The organism is Pararhizobium antarcticum (genome assembly GCF_001885585.1).
GTDB lineage: Bacteria > Pseudomonadota > Alphaproteobacteria > Rhizobiales > Rhizobiaceae > Pararhizobium > Pararhizobium antarcticum.
In genome coordinates this window covers 1-15094 of the sequence record NZ_LSRP01000093.1, presented here as the reverse complement: position 1 = coordinate 15094, position 15094 = coordinate 1, and the positions used below count along the sequence as shown (strand labels likewise).

Here is a 15094-nt window from a genome sequence, read left to right as displayed (position 1 = left end):
CCTTGACACGAGAAGCCTAAATGCAATTATATCACCACAAGCATATTTATTCAGTAGGAGGGTTTCATGCAGCCGAATGATCTCGACGGCATCGCTCGACAGATACGTCTTCGCGATCTTCAAGCGGTTTACGAAGCAGGGGCCGGTCATATCGGCGGCGAAATGTCGGCCATCGACATTCTGACTGCGCTCTATTTCCAAGTCCTGCGCGTCTGGCCTGAGCAGCCGAAGCACCCCGATCGCGATCGTTTTGTCCTATCGAAGGGCCATGTCGCACTGGCGCTCTACGTCACGCTCGCCAAGCGCGGTTTCCTGCCGGAAGAGGAAATTTCAACCTTCCTGAAGCCGCACTCCAGGCTCAACGGACATCCGAACTGCAACAAGGTGCCGGGCGTAGAGACAAATACCGGTCCGCTGGGCCACGGGCTTCCAGTCGCAGTCGGCATGGCCAAGGCCGCCAAGCTGACGGGCTCCGGCTATCACACCTACGTGCTGACCGGCGATGGCGAAATGCAGGAGGGCTCGAACTGGGAAGCGATTTCATCCGCAGCCCAGTTCAACCTCGACAACCTGACCCTGATCATCGACCACAATCGCTTCCAGCAGGGAGCCTCCCTGAAGGACACCAACAATTTGGCCCCCTTCCCCTCCAAGCTGGAAGCTTTCGGCTGGGAGGTTACGGAAATCGACGGCAACGCCATGAACGAGATCGTGCCGGCCCTCCAGCATCGCACGACGCGCCCGCACTGCATCGTTGCCCATACCAACAAGGGGCATGGGATTTCCTTCATGCAGGACACGGTTGACTGGCACCACAAGGTCCCGAACGCCGAACAGTATAAAATTGCCGTAGCCGAGCTTTCGGAGGTGCTATGATGAACGCCGTAACGACTTCTCCCAAACTTCACGATTGCCGCGACGCCTTTGTGTCCGTGCTGGAAAGACTGGCGGCGGACAATTCAAAGATCGTCGCTGTTTGCAACGATTCCGTCGGGTCCTCCAAGCTTGGTGGCTTCAAGGCCAAGTGGCCGGAACGACTGGTCAATGTTGGCATTGCCGAACAGAACATGGTCGGCGTCAGCGCCGGTCTTGCCAATGGCGGGCTCCTGCCCTTCGTCTGTGCCGCCTCCTGCTTCCTCACGGGCAGATCGCTGGAACAGGTCAAGGCCGACATCGCCTATTCGAATGCCAATGTGAAACTGATCGGCATCTCCTCGGGCATGGCCTATGGGGAACTGGGCCCTACACACCACTCCATCGAAGATTTCGCCTGGATGCGTGTGTTGCCGAACCTTCCGGTCATTGCACCCTGCGATTCAATCGAAACAGCCGCAGCCGTGGAATGGGCCGCGCAGTATGACGGGCCGGTCTTCCTGCGCCTATCCCGCGTGGGGGTTCCGGATCTTCTCCCCCCTGGCCACAAGTTCGAGCTCGGAAAGGCCAATTTGCTGCGCGATGGCGATGCGCTGACGCTGATTGCCAACGGCACCCTGAGCCATCGCGTGATGAAAGCAGCCGACCTGCTGGCGGCAGAGGGCATTGAGGTCCGCGTCCTGAACATGGCGACCGTGCGCCCTATGGACGTGGAGGCCATCATCGCGGCAGCCGGTGACACCGGTGCCATTCTGACCGCAGAAGAGCACTCGACGTTTGGCGGCCTTGGTTCTGCCATCGCAGAAGTCGTCGTCGCAGAGGCGCCGGTACCGATGAAAATCCTCGGCGTGCCCGGGATCTTTGCACCGACCGGATCGGCGGAAGCCCTGCTCGACGAGTTCGGCATGTCACCGGATGGCATCGCGTCGGCGGCCAAGGCCTTGATTGCCCGAAAAAGCGCTCGCAACTGAGATCGTTCGCGCTGATAACAACAACCGGATACGGCCGATCCCTGCGGCGGCCGCATCCCAGCTTGCCGGAGCCAGCATGACGACCGCAATTCTTGCCATCGACCAGGGCACAACAAATTCGAAGGCGGTGCTTGTCTCGACCACAGGCGAGATCCTGTCGCGCGGCGCCTCTCCCGTCGGGCTTGCCCTTCCGCAGCCGGGCTGGGTGGAACAAAGCCCGGAACGCATCTGGGCTTCCGTCCAGGAGGCGATGTCGGCCTGCTTGTCGCAAGCGCCTACCGTCGAAATCCTTGGAATAGCAATCTCGAACCAGCGGGAATCCGTGACGATTTGGGACGCCGAAACGGGCAAATCGCTCGGTCCCGTGATCAGCTGGCAATGCCGCCGGACCGCGCCGGTCTGCGCCGAACTCAATGCTGCCGGTCATTCCCCCATGGTTCTGGGCCTCACGGGTCTGCCGATCGACCCGATGTTCCCGGCCCCGAAGATGAAATGGCTGCTGGATCGTGCACCTGCAGGCCGACCCGTTCGTCTCGGAACGATTGATTCCTGGCTGATCCATTGCCTGACGGATGGCGCCGTCCATGCCTGCGACGCATCGAATGCGGCACGCAGCCAGCTCTACGATCTCAACCGCCAAACCTGGAGCGACGCGCTCTGCGATCTGTTTGGCGTGCCAAAGTCGGCATTGCCAAAGGTTTGCGACAGCGCTGCCCTGTTCGGCGTGACGCGCAATGTTCTAGGGCTTGCCGATGGCACCCCGATCGCTGCGGCAGTCGGAGACAGTCACGCCGCCTTGTTCGGCCATGGCGCCTTCAATCCGGGTGACGGGAAAGTGACGTTTGGCACCGGCTCGTCGATCATGACGACCCTGCCCCGCTTCATCGCACCCGAACTTGGCATCACGACAACGATCGCCTGGTCAATTGATGGCAAGCCGACCTATGCATTCGAGGGCAATATTCTTGTTTCGGCAGCGGCCTTGCCATGGATGGTCGAGATTTTGGGCCTGCCGGATGTCCAGGCGCTTGTCGACCTGGCAGCAACCGCCGGCCCTGCCGGACCCGGTTTCGTTCCGGCCTTTGTCGGCCTGGGCGCACCGCACTGGCACGCCGATGCGCGCGCGCTTTTCTCCGGGATCACCTTCAACACCACACGCGCCCAGATGGCCCGTGCCGTGACGGATTCCATGGCATTCCAGGTTCATGATGTCTTCAAGGCGATGTCGGCACAGTCGCCCACACCGCTTGGCCGCCTTTACGCCGACGGCGGACCAAGCCAGAACACGTTTCTCATGCAATGCGTGGCCGATACGCTCGGCCATGAAATCTTCCAGTGCGACGCACCGGAAGCGTCGGCGCTTGGCGCCGCCTATCTTGCCGGCCTGTGCCTTGGGGTCTGGCCCGATCTTGTGGCCATCGCAGCCCTTCCGCGCGCCAGGACCGCGGTGCCTCCAAGGCCAACCGACGCAGGGGCGCGTCTCGAGGTCTGGCAGGACGCAATCTTCCGCTCGACCCTTCCCACGACTTCGACTATGGGTGAATAAAAATTCATATCCGGAGGGACCATGTCACGCCTCAACGAGCTTCGACTGATTGCCCGTATTGCGCAGATGTATCATGTCGAAGGCAAGCGCCAGGCAGAGATCGCAGCCACGATGCACATGTCCCAGTCAACCGTGTCGCGGATGCTGAAGCGCGCCGAGGTGGAGGGCATCATTCGTACGACCGTCATTCCGCCGCCGGGGACCTTTGCAGATCTGGAAACCGCGCTGCGCGAGCGCTACGCCTTGACCGAAGCGATTGTAATCGACTGTTCCGAGGACCGGGATGGCGCGATCATGGCCCGGATCGGCGAGGCGGCGGCGCATTTTCTCGAAGTCACGCTTCAGCAGGACGAGATCATCGGCGTCTCAAGCTGGAGCCAGACCCTCTTGCGGATGGTCGACAACATCCATCCGTTCAAGACCGGCAAGGCCAAATATATAGTGCAGATTCTCGGCGGCATGGGCGAAGCGTCCGTCCAGGCCCATGCCACGCAACTGACCGCGCGCCTTGCCAAACTGACCGGAGGCGAACCTCGGTTGCTTCTCGTGCAGGGCATCACCTCGTCGCGCGAAGCGAAACTCGTGATGCTGGCCGATCCGGTCGTGCGCGGAACCATGGATCTGTTCGGCCGACTGAGCCTTGCGATTATCGGGATCGGCGCGGTCGAGCCATCGGAGTTGCTGGCGCGCTCCGGCAATGTCTTTTCCCGCCAGGAAATGGCCATGCTGCATGAAGCGGGCGCGGTGGGTGAGATTTCCTATCGTTTCTACGACAAGGACGGAAAACCTGTGGAGACACCGCTTAATGAGCGGGTCATTGGCATCTCGCTCGAAGACCTCAGAAGTGCCGACCGCGTCATGGCGCTGGCGGGGGGGGAATCAAAGACACAGGCGATCGCCGGTGCCCTGAAACTTGGCATCATCGATGTGTTCGTCACAGACAAGTTCACAGCAGCCAGATTGACGGCCTGATCTCTCTTGAGGCGGACCGGCTGATCGGCTGCGTAGCAGGGAGTATATACCATGAGACGTTTTGCAGATCAGTCCGTGTTCGTGACGGGTGGGAACAAAGGCATCGGGCGCGGGATCGCCAGGCGTTTTGCCGAAGAAGGCGCGAATGTAGCGATCGCCGCGATCGACAAGGACACGCCCGAGGTTGCGGCGGCACTGGGGGAGGAAACCGGTGTCAGGGTAGTCGGCCTTGTCCTGGACGTCACCGATGCTCACGCCGTGCAAGCAGCCTATGCCGAGGCTGAAGGCCAACTTGGACCTCTCTCGGTGTCCGTCCAGAACGCCGGCGTGATCACCATCGCAAAGGTCGAAAACCTCACCGAACGGGAGTGGGATCTCAATCTTGACGTCAACACCAAGGGCGTCTTTCTCTGCTGCCAGGAGGCCATTCGCCGCTTTCGCGCCAGCGGCACGAAAGGACGCCTGGTCAATACCGCCTCCGGCCAGGCACGCCAGGGCTTCATCTACACGCCCCACTACGCCGCCTCCAAGTTCGGCGTCGTCGGCCTGACGCAAAGCCTCGCCAAGGAACTGGCTCGCGAAGGCATCACCGTCAATGCAATCTGCCCCGGCATCATCCACACCGAAATGTGGGATTACAACGACCGTGTCTGGGGCCAGATGCTGGGAGAATATGGTCCCGGCGAACTGATGACCGAATGGGTGGAGGGCATCCCGATGGGCCGAGCCGGCACGCCCGCCGAAGTCGGCGCCCTCGTCGCATTCCTCGCTTCGAAAGACGCGGCCTACATCACAGGCCAGACCATCAATGTTGACGGCGGTTTGATCATGTCATGATGTTGCTTCCCAAGTGCCGGTACCATCCTTCGGCCTTGTCGATTTTTCCCACGAAACCGGGACGAGGCCGATAGGCTGCAAAGTCAGTGCTCGCGCGGCCAGCCCGGATGTAGGCGATCGATCATGAAGGCGTGGCTGTGGCGATGTCCAAGCCGGTGATGTCCCTCCATCAGATGGGGATCGTTCTCTGCCAGATCGTCATGGCTGTGTTCGATCTCCATTTCGTCAGAGTGTCGCCAGACGGAGATCGCGACCATAAAGCCAAGACCTGCCAGGAGGCAAAGGACGATTGCCGTCAAGGACAATCCGATGGTTGCGCCGAGCCATCCGGCGAGCGGATATGTCAGCAACCAGGCGGCATGGGACAATGCGAAATGGGCGGCGAATAAAGAAGGGCGATCCGCCGCATGGGCAGACCGGCGCAGCAATCTGCCGGACGGTGTCTGAATGATCGAGTAGCCCAGCCCGATGAGCAGCCAGACCGCCAGCAGCATGGCATAGCTGGTGACAAAGGCAGCCAGGACCAGGCCGACGATGAGGATGGTCGCGCCGGACAGCATCACCGGCCGGTCGGGGATCCTGTCCAAAAGCTTGGGAAGCGAAAGAGCGGCCAGCATGGAGCCGCACCCAAAGACAGCCAGTGCCAGTGCGGTATCGGTTTGGGACAGCGAAAGATCAACCTGGACGAAGACGACGGTGTTGACGATGACCATCGCGCCGCCAGCCGAAACCGTGATGCTGAGCGCCAGCAGGCCGCGCAGACGAGGTGTCGCGAGATATAGGCGAAGCCCGCTGGTCGTCCGGTCATAGATGCTTCTGCGTTGTTTGACCGGATGGCTGGGCAGTGCCACGGACATCACCAGAGCAGCAGACACGAGGAACCCCGCAACAGTGCCGGCAAATAGCGAGTGGAAGGAAATGACTGTCAGCAGGGCCGCCGCCAGCATCGGACTGACAAGGCTTTCTAGATCGTAAGCCAGTCTGGAAAGCGATAGGGCGCGGGTATAGTTCTTCTCGTCCGGCAGGACGTCGGGGATCGTCGCCTGAAACGCTGGAGTGAATGCGGCGGAGGCAGATTGAAGCACGAAGATCAGGACGTAGACCTGCCAGATATCCGTGACGAAGGGCAGGCACAGCGCCACGAGCGCGCGCACGAGGTCAAGGCTGACCAGCATGGCCCGGCGCGGCAGCACGTCCGCAAAAGCCCCTGCGATCGGCGCGACTGCGACATAGGCGATCATCTTGATGGCAAGTGCCGTTCCGAGCACCGCGCCCGCCCGGTCTCCGGCCAGTTCATAGGCAAGCAAGCCCAAAGCCACGGTTGCCAGTCCGGTTCCAACCAGCGCGATCACCTGCGCCAGGAACAGATGCCGGTAGGTTCGATTTTTCAGAACATCCAGCATGGCGGCTCCTTCAGAGATATTTGGTGATCGTCTTGAACTCGTCGATGGATTTGCGCTGTTCGAGATCAAGCGCGCCGACGGTTTCTTCCAGACAGTGATCGAGGTGATCCCGGATCAGTGTCCGCTTGGCGTTTTCGACTGCCTTCTCCACCGCGTGAAGCTGCTGGGCGATATCGAGGCATGGCTTGCCGGCTTCGATCATGGCAACCACGCTTTTCAGGTGGCCTTCCGCACGCTTGAGGCGCTTGACGATATCCGGATGGGTTTGGTGGCGATGCTCTGTCATAGGGAAATTCCTATCCCCCTGGAGGGGATGGTTCAATGCCGATTCTCGCCTTAAGCGGTGTTGCGCCGTCATGAATGACGCGCATTCTCGTGTTCGTGGCGATCATTCGCTCGATGACGGTGAGCCGCTTGCGATCGACGGACAGCTTATCCAGCGCATCTCCTGCCGGAAATCGCGGCGTTGGGGCTTTGCCCCAATGCCATATTCTCGCTTAGTTGGAAGCCTTGATCTTGGTGACGTCCTCGGCGCTCATTTCGCCGACGGTCGTGACTTCACCATTGGTGATCTTCCAGAGGCGGAACGGGCCGGTGATGTCGCCATACTGGTCGAAGCTCACGGGTCCGATGACGCCTTCGTATTTCACCGGCTTGCCGTCCTTGATGAGCTGCAGGGCCTTTTCGAATTCCGCCTTGCCCGCATGAACAGGCGTACCGCCTTCGGCCACCACCTGCGGTATGGCTGCCTTGATCGCGGCTGCGTCAGGCTTGCCGGCCTTAGCAATCGCCAATGCAACAATCGCACCGGCGTCATAGGAACGGTCGGCGGCCGGAGCAGAGGCGGAGATGCCGCCCGAAAAGGCTTCGTAGGTGCTGTTGAAATATTCGGTCGATGCGGTCGGCGCGGTGCCCGATGACGTGCCATAGGCATTTTCGAGATATTGCGCACCGACGCTTTCGATGAAGTCCTTGGAATTCATGCCGTCGTTCAGCAGGAAGGCCTGCTTGCCGCCGCCGGAGATCCAGGCGCGGGCGATGGTTGCGCCATCGACGGGCGTGCTGACGAGATAGAGCGCATCCGGTTCGCCGGCCATGGCAGCGCTTGCTTCCGACGAATAGCTCGACTGCTTCTCGTTGTACGGCGTTGTCGTGGTGATCGTGCCGCCGAGCTTCGTGTAGGCGGTGGTGAATTCGCGCACCATGTTGACGCCGAAATCATTGTTGACGTTGATGACGGCGATCTTCTTCAGACCCTGGTCGATGGCATATTTGGCGGCCGCCGTGCCCTGCAGCGCGTCGGACGTGATGGTGCGGAAAAACACGCCATTGGTCTTGCCGTCGCGGCCAAGCTGCGTCAGCGTCGGAGAGGACGAGGCCGGCGAGACCTGCACGACACCGGCCGGCGCCGTCACGGAAGTGAGAATCGGGATCGACACCGACGAGATGATGCCGCCGATGATGACCGGCACCTTCTTGATGTTGACGAGCTGCGTCGCCTGATCGACGGCGACATTGCCCTGGCTCTGGCTGTCGCGCGTATCGGCAACGATCTTGCAGCCATCAACGCCGCCGGCATCATTGAAATCGCGGAAGGCCATCTCGACCGACTTGGCGCCGGCCTGGCCATATTCGCCGGCCGGCCCGGTCAGTTCCATGACGACACCAACGGTGATGTCGCATTCGGCCGCAAACGTCGGCGCCGTGGAGGCAGCGAGGGCAGCAAAAATGGTGGATAGCAGAAATGTCGTTCTCATTGTTATTCCCCTTTGTTGAGATTGTATTTCATGATGCTGCCGTGGCGGCCTTCCCGGTCCCGCTCCAGCGTATAGACGTCACCTTCCAGCGGATGGGCCTGGGACAGGATTGCGTCCATCTCGCCCAAGTCGGCATCGGTCAGCGTGATATCGGCGATGGCGAGATTGGAGGGTAGATGATCGCGGTTGCGGGCGCCGACGATGACGGCGGCCACACCCGGCCGGGTCAGCATGGCCGCGCTGGCGACCGTTGCGATATCCACCTGGTGACGGTCGGCGATTGTTCTCAGGGTTGACAGTAGTGCCTGAAACAGGTCCCAGCCGCCGAAATCGTCGATGATCAGCTTGTACTTGGTCAGCGAGCGGTTCTCGAGCGGATGGTCGGGCTCCGACCGGCCAAGCCAGCGATCCCCCAGAAAACCGCCGGCGACCGTTCCGTAGCAGAACAGCGCGAAATTTTTCTCCGCGGCAAGCGCTGCCATGCGCTTTTCCGGGCGCCGGTCGAGCAGCGAATACTGCAGCTGCAACGAGGTGAACGGCACTCCTGAACCGACGATCGCCTCGATATGATCGGTGTCGAAATTGGTGCCGCTGATCTTGCCGATCTTGCCTTGCTGATGAAGCTCGTTCAGCCAGCCGGCCGTTTCCAGCCAGCCCGGAATATCATAGGCCCACCAGTGGAACTGGACGAGATCGAGGCAATCGAGGTTGAGCCGCTGGCGCGAGGTGTCGATAACGCCCTCGACATAGGCCTTGCTGATGACAGGCAGCACCGCCAGATCGGGCACGAACTTGGTGTGGACGCGGATGCGGGCCAAGGCTTCTGCGCCGCGCAGGTTCTTGTACGCCAGCCGGAACCGGCCGATCAGCTCTTCGACACCCGTATAGATATCGGCGCAATCGAATGTGGTGATGCCGGCATCGGCAAACGCAATCATATCGTCGACGGCGGTGTCGGCATCGATGTCCCCATGCCCTCCGGCCAGCTGCCAGCCACCGCGGATGACGCGGGAGATCTCGTAGTCGGGGCCGATGGTGATGCGCTGCATGATGTCTGGCCTATTCGTCAATCAAGGGAACCGCCGTCGTTGCGGCATGGCTGAAACGGCGAAGGCCCGTGCGGGTGATCCGCAGCCGGGTTGAGCAATTCGGATCCGGGCAGGCGATATCCGCGTCGGTCGTCATCCAGTCGTTGCGAGCTGTCGGGCGCTGCTTGGCGGCCAGAAGCGGCAACACTGAGGAGAGCGAATAGATCGAGAGGCCCTGCCCTTCCGGCAAATGCAGCATCTCGCCGCGCAGCTCGAAATGGTCGCCGGGCTTTGCGCCGCAATAGACGACGCCACCGTCTGGAATGATCACGTCGACGCGCAGATCGAACAGGTCGAAACCATCATCAACAGGATCAACCATGGTCTTCACCCTCGGTAAAAATCTGTGCCTCCGCGTCCAGACGGCCCCGAATGAGATCGAAGGAACGGCAGATATCATTGGACAGCGACAGCATGGCGCCTTCCGGATCGCGCCTTTCCAGCGCCTCGATCAATGCCCAATGGTGGTTGGTCGCTGCCAGACCGCCCTGCTCGTCGTGGATGTGGGCCGCCTTGCGGATGATTGCGCCCGATTGCAGCCAGAGGCTTTCGACGATCGGGATCAGCACCTGCGAGCGTGCCGCGTGGTAGATGTGGAAATGAAAACGCTGGTTCAGCGCGGATGTGACGTGGCCGATGTCCTTGCCATGCTGCTCGAAGGCCTTGTCGCAATCGACGTTAATCTGTTTCAGAACGGCAAAATCATCCGCTGTCAGATTTGGCAGCGCCAGCGTCACCATCTTCCCCTCGATCAGGATGCGGGCGCGGGCGAGATCATCGAGCCGGTCGCGGGTGATCAGTGGCACGCGCACCGAGCGGTTCGGCAGCGATTCCAGCGCCTGCTCGGAAACAAGCCGGCCGAGCGCCTCGCGCACCGGCATGGTGCTGGTCTGCAGCCGTTCGGCCAGGTCGACGATGCGCAGAATGTCGCCGGCATCGAACATGCCGTTGATCAGAGAATTGCGCAGCTGGGCATAGACGCGGTCCTGCAAAGTCTCGCGGCCGACCGGCGACAGGGCGTCGTCGCGATCATGGCCACCAGCGCCTGCCTCTGACGTTTTCCGCATCTGGACTGCCATTCCGCCTGCTCCACCCATGACTGCTTTTTTCGGTTGCATTTCCCCAAGCAGTAAAGTTTGATCAAACATCACCGATCAAATCAAGAGACTTCTTTCAGAAATGACCTCTACCGTGCCAGACGCAGAACAGAGCAACGCGCCGCCAGCCCGCGCGGTGATCGATGCGCGCGACCTGGTGAAGCGGTTCGACGGCAATACCGCCGTTGCCGGCATGTCGCTGACGCTTGCAGCCGGGGAGATGGTCGGGCTGATCGGGCCGAATGGCGCCGGCAAGACGACGCTGTTCAACCTGATTGCCGGCAGCCTCAAGCCGACATCGGGCGAAATCTGGATCGGTGGCCGCGATGTCTCGCAGGAAAGCCCGGAGAAACGGATCGGCCGCGGCGTCGGGCGGACCTTCCAGATCCCGAAACCCTTTCTCGAAATGACCGTGCTCGAAAACGTTCTGGCCGGCGCGCAGGCGCAGGATGGCGAACGGTTGCTGGCAAACTTCCTGCGTCCCGGCCATGTTCGGCGCCAGGAGAGGCTGGCGATCGACAAGGCGCGAACCCTTCTGGAGTTCGTGACACTGTCGGGCCTCGGGGCTCAGCCGGCGAGAGTGCTCTCCGGCGGCCAGCGCAAGCTGCTGGAACTGGCGCGCATCCTGATGGCCGATCCGCAGGCAATCCTGCTTGACGAACCGGCGGCCGGCGTCAATCCGGCGCTGCTCGAAACGATCATGGATCGCGTTCTAGACCTCAATGCGCAGGGCAAGTCGATCCTCCTGATCGAACACAACATGGACATGGTTACACGGCTCTGCACGCGGGTCGTCGCCATGGCGCTCGGCAAGCCGCTGGCGGAAGGCACGGCGGCCGAAGTTGCCGCCAATACCGATGTCATCTCGGCCTATCTCGGAGCGACCGCATGACAGCGCCTGCACTTTCGACCCAAGCTCTGATCGCCGGATACGAGCCGGACCTGCCGATCGTGCGCGGTGTCGACCTGAGCGTGGCGCAAGGCGAACTTCTGGTGCTTCTCGGCCCCAATGGCGCCGGAAAGTCGACGCTGGTCAAGGCAATCGCCGGTGTCGTGCCCGTTCACTTCGGCAGTATCATGCTCGGCGAGCGCGACATCACGCGGGTTGCTGCGCATCGCAAGATCGGCGAGGGTCTCGCCTTCGTGCCGCAGACGGAAAACATCTTCGCGACGCTGACCATTCACGAAAACCTCCAGCTTGCGGCCGCCGTGTTGCCGAAAAAACTGCGCGTCGAGAAGATTGCCGCGCTCTACCGGCGGTTTCCGGATCTTGCGACGAAGCCGACGCGGCTGGCGGGCGCACTGTCCGGTGGGCAGCGGCAGATGCTGGCCGTCGCCCGCGCGCTGATTGTCGATCCCTCTGTGCTCATTCTCGACGAGCCTTCTGCCGGCCTGTCGCCGAAGATCGTCGCGGAGGTGTTTGCGATGCTGAAAGAGATCAATGCCGGCGGAGGCACCGTCATTCTGGTCGAGCAGAACGTCAAGGCGGCGCTGGCGATTGCCAGCCGCGCCGTCATCCTGGTTGAGGGCAAGATCCGCCATGAAGGCGAAGCGTCGTCGCTTCTGGGCGATCCGCTGATCGCGAGACTCTATCTCGGCACCAGCCAGCCGCAAAAGGCGGAGCAGCCATGAACCCGCAATTTCTGATGGACGGCCTGATTGCCGGCGCAATGATCGGCCTTGGTGCGATCGGCGTGACGCTGACCTATTCGATCCTGCGGTTTGCCAATTTTGCGCATGGCGAACTGCTCGCCTGGGGCGCCTATCTGGCGCTGGCGGTGAGCGGCGCGCTCGGCCTTTTCTCAACGACGCTGACGCGGCCGATCGGCCTGTTCTCCTTCGGCTGGTCCCTGCCGCTGGCGGCGATCATCGCCATCGTGCTCACCGGACTTCTGGCGCTTGCCGTCGATGGCATGCTGTTCGGGCGGCTCAGGGCGCGCGGCGGCGCCGTCATCATTCTGGTCATGGCGAGTTTCGGCGCGTCGCTGGCGCTGCGCAGCCTGCTCGAATTCATCTTCACCTCGAAGCCCGCCTATTACACGAAAGCCCTGCAGATCGCGGTCCAGATCGGCGGTGGCCTGCGCGCCACGCCGGATCAGCTTCTGTCGCTCGGCGTGGCGCTCGCCGCTGTCATCGCCATCCACCTGATGATGACCCGAACCGACATCGGCCGCTCGATGCGGGCCGTCAGCGAAAACTCGGCGCTTGCCGGTATTGCCGGCGTCGATGTGCGCAAGGTGATCCGCGTCGTCTGGTTCGTCGGTGCCGCCCTTGCCTGCATCGCCGGCATCATGACCGGGCTTCTGGTGCAGATCCGACCCTATCTCGGCCACGACCTGCTGCTGCCGCTGTTTGCCGCCGCAATCCTCGGCGGCATCGGCAGCGTGCCGGGGGCGATGATCGCCGGCCTGATCGTCGGCCTGTCGGAAGCTGCCGCCGTGCAACTGGTCGGCGCCGAATGGCGGGCGGCGGTGTCTTTCGTCATTCTCGTCGCGGTTCTTCTGCTGCGTCCGCGTGGCCTTTTCGGGAGAGCCGCATGAGCCTTGACCTGATCGCCTACGCCGCCTTCTTCCTGACCATGGCGCTGACCTACGCCATCATGTGCCTCGGCCTCAATGTGCAATGGGGCCAGACAGGGCTGTTCAATGTCGGCATCGCCGCCTTCGTCGCGATCGGCGCCTATGTCTCGGCGCTCTTGACGACGCCTGACGCGGCCGACCGGGTCGGTGGCTTCGACCTGCCGATCGCCGTCGGCTGGATCGGCGGCGCGCTGGTTGCCGGCCTTGCCGCCTGGCTTGTCGGGGCGCTCACCATCCGGCTGCGCTCCGACTATCTGGCCATCGCCACCTTCGGCGTTGCGGTCACCGTGCAGCTTTGCGTCCTCAACCTCCAGCCACTGACCGGCGGCGCCTTCGGCATCGGCTTCATCCCGCGGCCGTTTGGTGATCTCGCCGGTGATCCGCTCGCCTTCGGCCTCTCCAATCTGGCACTGATGACAGCCGTCGTGCTGGCGCTCTACCTGGCGCTCCAACATCTGGCAAAAAGCCCCTGGGGGCGCGTGCTTCGGGCGATCCGCGAGGACGAGACGGCGGCCCAGGCGCTCGGCAAGCGGCCGATCCGTTTTCGCCTGCAGGCCTTCACCATCGGCGGCGCCATCATGGGGCTCGCCGGCGCCGCGCAGGGGCAGTTCATAGGCTTCATTGCGCCCGACAACTATCTGCCGATCCTGACCTTCCAGGTCTGGGCGATGCTGATCGTCGGCGGCTCGGGCAACAATCGCGGCGCCATCCTCGGAGCCGTACTCGTCTGGGGCCTCTGGGCGCTGTCGGCGGCAGCCGTCTCTGCATTCGTGCTCCCGGAACAGCAGGCGCGCGCCGCAGCGCTGCAGATCGTCATGATCGGCGTTGGCCTTTGCCTGATCCTGCTTGTGCGCCCCCGCGGCATTCTCGGCGCCTCGAATGCACTCGCGTCGCTGACCCGCAAGCGCACACCAAAATCCAAGGAATAGAGACGATGTCAAAGCTGCCCGATCGCATAGCGCTCACAAAAGACCTCTCCATCAGCCGTATGGTGTGCGGGCTCTGGCAGGTGGCCGACATCGAGAAGAACGGCACGGTGATCGATCCCGAACAGGGCGCCGATGCGCTGCAGGCCTATGCGCGCGACGGCTTCGACACGTTCGACATGGCCGATCACTATGGCTCGGCCGAAGTGATCACCGGCCGGTTGCTGTCGCGTTACGACACCGGCACGCGTCCTGTCGCCTTCACCAAGTGGTGCCCCGAGCCCGGCCCGATGACAGCGGACGTGGTGCGTCGCGGGGTTGAGGAACGCCTGACCCGGCTGGGCGTCGACACCGTCGACCTGCTGCAGTTCCATTGGTGGAGTTTTGAGCATCCCGCCTGGCTCGACGCCCTGCACGAGATGCAGAAACTGCGCGAGGAAGGCCTGATCGGTGCGCTTGGACTGACCAATTTCGACGCCGGCCATCTGGCGCTGGCGCTGGCCGACGGCATCGAGATCGCTACCAACCAGGTCTCGTTCTCGCTGGTCGATCGCCGTGCTGCCGGCCCGCTGTCGGAGCTCTGCGCAAACAGCAACGTCAAGCTGCTGGCCTACGGCACGCTGTGCGGTGGCTTTCTATCGGAGAAGTGGCTCGGCCAGCCGGAGCCCTTGAACATTCCGGACTGGAGCCGCTCGAAATACAAGCGCTTCATCGATACCGCCGGTGGCTGGGAGGCGTTCCAGGGGATCTTGCGGGCGGCAGCAGGCATTGCCGCAAAGCACGGGGTTTCGATCTCCAACGTCGCCAGCCGCTGGGTTCTCGAACATGAGGCCGTCGCGGCCATGATCATCGGCGCGCGCATCGGCGAAAACGAGCATCGCGGCGACAACCTCAATGTCTTCAGCTTCGCGCTGGACGAGGAAGACCATGCAGCCCTCACCGCTGCATTTGCCGGGACAAAACCCATTCCGGGCGATTGCGGCGACGAGTATCGCAAGCCGCCTTTCCTGACGGCGTCGGGCGATCTCAGCCATCATCTTGATGC

16 protein-coding genes are annotated in these 15094 nt (G+C 62.2%); 10 read left to right on the top strand and 6 right to left on the bottom strand.

Annotated features, from left to right (window positions below; all coding sequences use genetic code 11):
* The first annotated feature begins 66 nt into the window (after positions 1–66).
* The 5 genes from AX760_RS14895 (at position 67) to AX760_RS14875 (ending at position 5199) form a co-directional block, all read left to right on the top strand.
* Positions 67–876 (top strand): transketolase, encoded by an 810-nt coding sequence (locus AX760_RS14895; RefSeq protein WP_071833715.1) that lies wholly within the window; start codon positions 67–69, stop codon positions 874–876.
* A complete protein-coding gene (locus tag AX760_RS14890; RefSeq protein ID WP_071833714.1) occupies positions 876–1844 on the top strand; it encodes a transketolase family protein in 969 nt (322 codons plus the stop codon). The genes AX760_RS14895 and AX760_RS14890 overlap by 1 nt, the downstream gene beginning before the upstream one ends.
* Before the next feature lie 76 nt (positions 1845–1920).
* Positions 1921–3390: an FGGY family carbohydrate kinase gene (locus AX760_RS14885; RefSeq protein WP_071833748.1), complete on the top strand. Its 1470-nt coding sequence runs from the start codon at positions 1921–1923 to the stop codon at positions 3388–3390.
* Between the two features lie 21 nt (positions 3391–3411).
* The gene (locus AX760_RS14880) at positions 3412–4362 is read left to right on the top strand and encodes a sugar-binding transcriptional regulator (RefSeq protein ID WP_071833713.1); all 951 of its coding nucleotides are present in this window, start codon (positions 3412–3414) and stop codon (positions 4360–4362) included.
* 51 nt (positions 4363–4413) lie between these two features.
* Entirely contained in the window at positions 4414–5199 is a 786-nt protein-coding gene (locus AX760_RS14875) for an SDR family oxidoreductase (protein ID WP_071833712.1), read from the top strand.
* A gap of 83 nt (positions 5200–5282) precedes the next feature.
* On the opposite strand, the gene AX760_RS14870 is transcribed toward AX760_RS14875, so the two are convergent.
* The 6 genes from AX760_RS14870 to AX760_RS14845 all read right to left on the bottom strand — a co-directional run bounded on the left by AX760_RS14870 (position 5283) and on the right by AX760_RS14845 (position 10526).
* On the bottom strand, positions 5283–6602 hold the full coding sequence (locus tag AX760_RS14870; RefSeq protein ID WP_071833711.1) for an MFS transporter: 1320 nt from the start codon (positions 6600–6602) through the stop codon (positions 5283–5285).
* 10 nt (positions 6603–6612) lie between these two features.
* Positions 6613–6888, bottom strand: coding sequence for a metal-sensing transcriptional repressor (locus tag AX760_RS14865; protein ID WP_071833710.1), 276 nt, complete (start codon positions 6886–6888; stop codon positions 6613–6615).
* Positions 6889–7099: 211 nt separating this feature from the next.
* Complete coding sequence (locus AX760_RS14860; protein WP_139275974.1) at positions 7100–8359, bottom strand: ABC transporter substrate-binding protein; 1260 nt, start codon at positions 8357–8359, stop codon at positions 7100–7102.
* Between the two features lie 2 nt (positions 8360–8361).
* Entirely contained in the window at positions 8362–9408 is a 1047-nt protein-coding gene (locus tag AX760_RS14855) for an aldo/keto reductase (protein WP_071833709.1), read from the bottom strand.
* 10 nt (positions 9409–9418) lie between these two features.
* Positions 9419–9769: a TIGR04076 family protein gene (locus AX760_RS14850; RefSeq protein ID WP_071833708.1), complete on the bottom strand. Its 351-nt coding sequence runs from the start codon at positions 9767–9769 to the stop codon at positions 9419–9421.
* Complete coding sequence (locus tag AX760_RS14845; RefSeq protein WP_083531199.1) at positions 9762–10526, bottom strand: GntR family transcriptional regulator; 765 nt, start codon at positions 10524–10526, stop codon at positions 9762–9764. Before AX760_RS14845 ends, AX760_RS14850 begins: the two co-directional genes overlap by 8 nt.
* Before the next feature lie 100 nt (positions 10527–10626).
* On the opposite strand from AX760_RS14845, the gene AX760_RS14840 reads away from it, so the two are divergent.
* The 5 genes from AX760_RS14840 to AX760_RS14820 form a co-directional block, all read left to right on the top strand.
* The gene (locus tag AX760_RS14840; protein WP_071833707.1) at positions 10627–11436 is read left to right on the top strand and encodes an ABC transporter ATP-binding protein; all 810 of its coding nucleotides are present in this window, start codon (positions 10627–10629) and stop codon (positions 11434–11436) included.
* Complete coding sequence (locus AX760_RS14835; RefSeq protein ID WP_071833706.1) at positions 11433–12176, top strand: ABC transporter ATP-binding protein; 744 nt, start codon at positions 11433–11435, stop codon at positions 12174–12176. The genes AX760_RS14840 and AX760_RS14835 overlap by 4 nt, the downstream gene beginning before the upstream one ends.
* Entirely contained in the window at positions 12173–13084 is a 912-nt protein-coding gene (locus AX760_RS14830; RefSeq protein WP_071833705.1) for a branched-chain amino acid ABC transporter permease, read from the top strand. The genes AX760_RS14835 and AX760_RS14830 overlap by 4 nt, the downstream gene beginning before the upstream one ends.
* Entirely contained in the window at positions 13081–14052 is a 972-nt protein-coding gene (locus tag AX760_RS14825; RefSeq protein WP_071833704.1) for a branched-chain amino acid ABC transporter permease, read from the top strand. Before AX760_RS14830 ends, AX760_RS14825 begins: the two co-directional genes overlap by 4 nt.
* A gap of 5 nt (positions 14053–14057) precedes the next feature.
* On the top strand, positions 14058–15094 hold a 1037-nt coding region (locus AX760_RS14820), incomplete at its 3' end, for an aldo/keto reductase (RefSeq protein ID WP_071833703.1).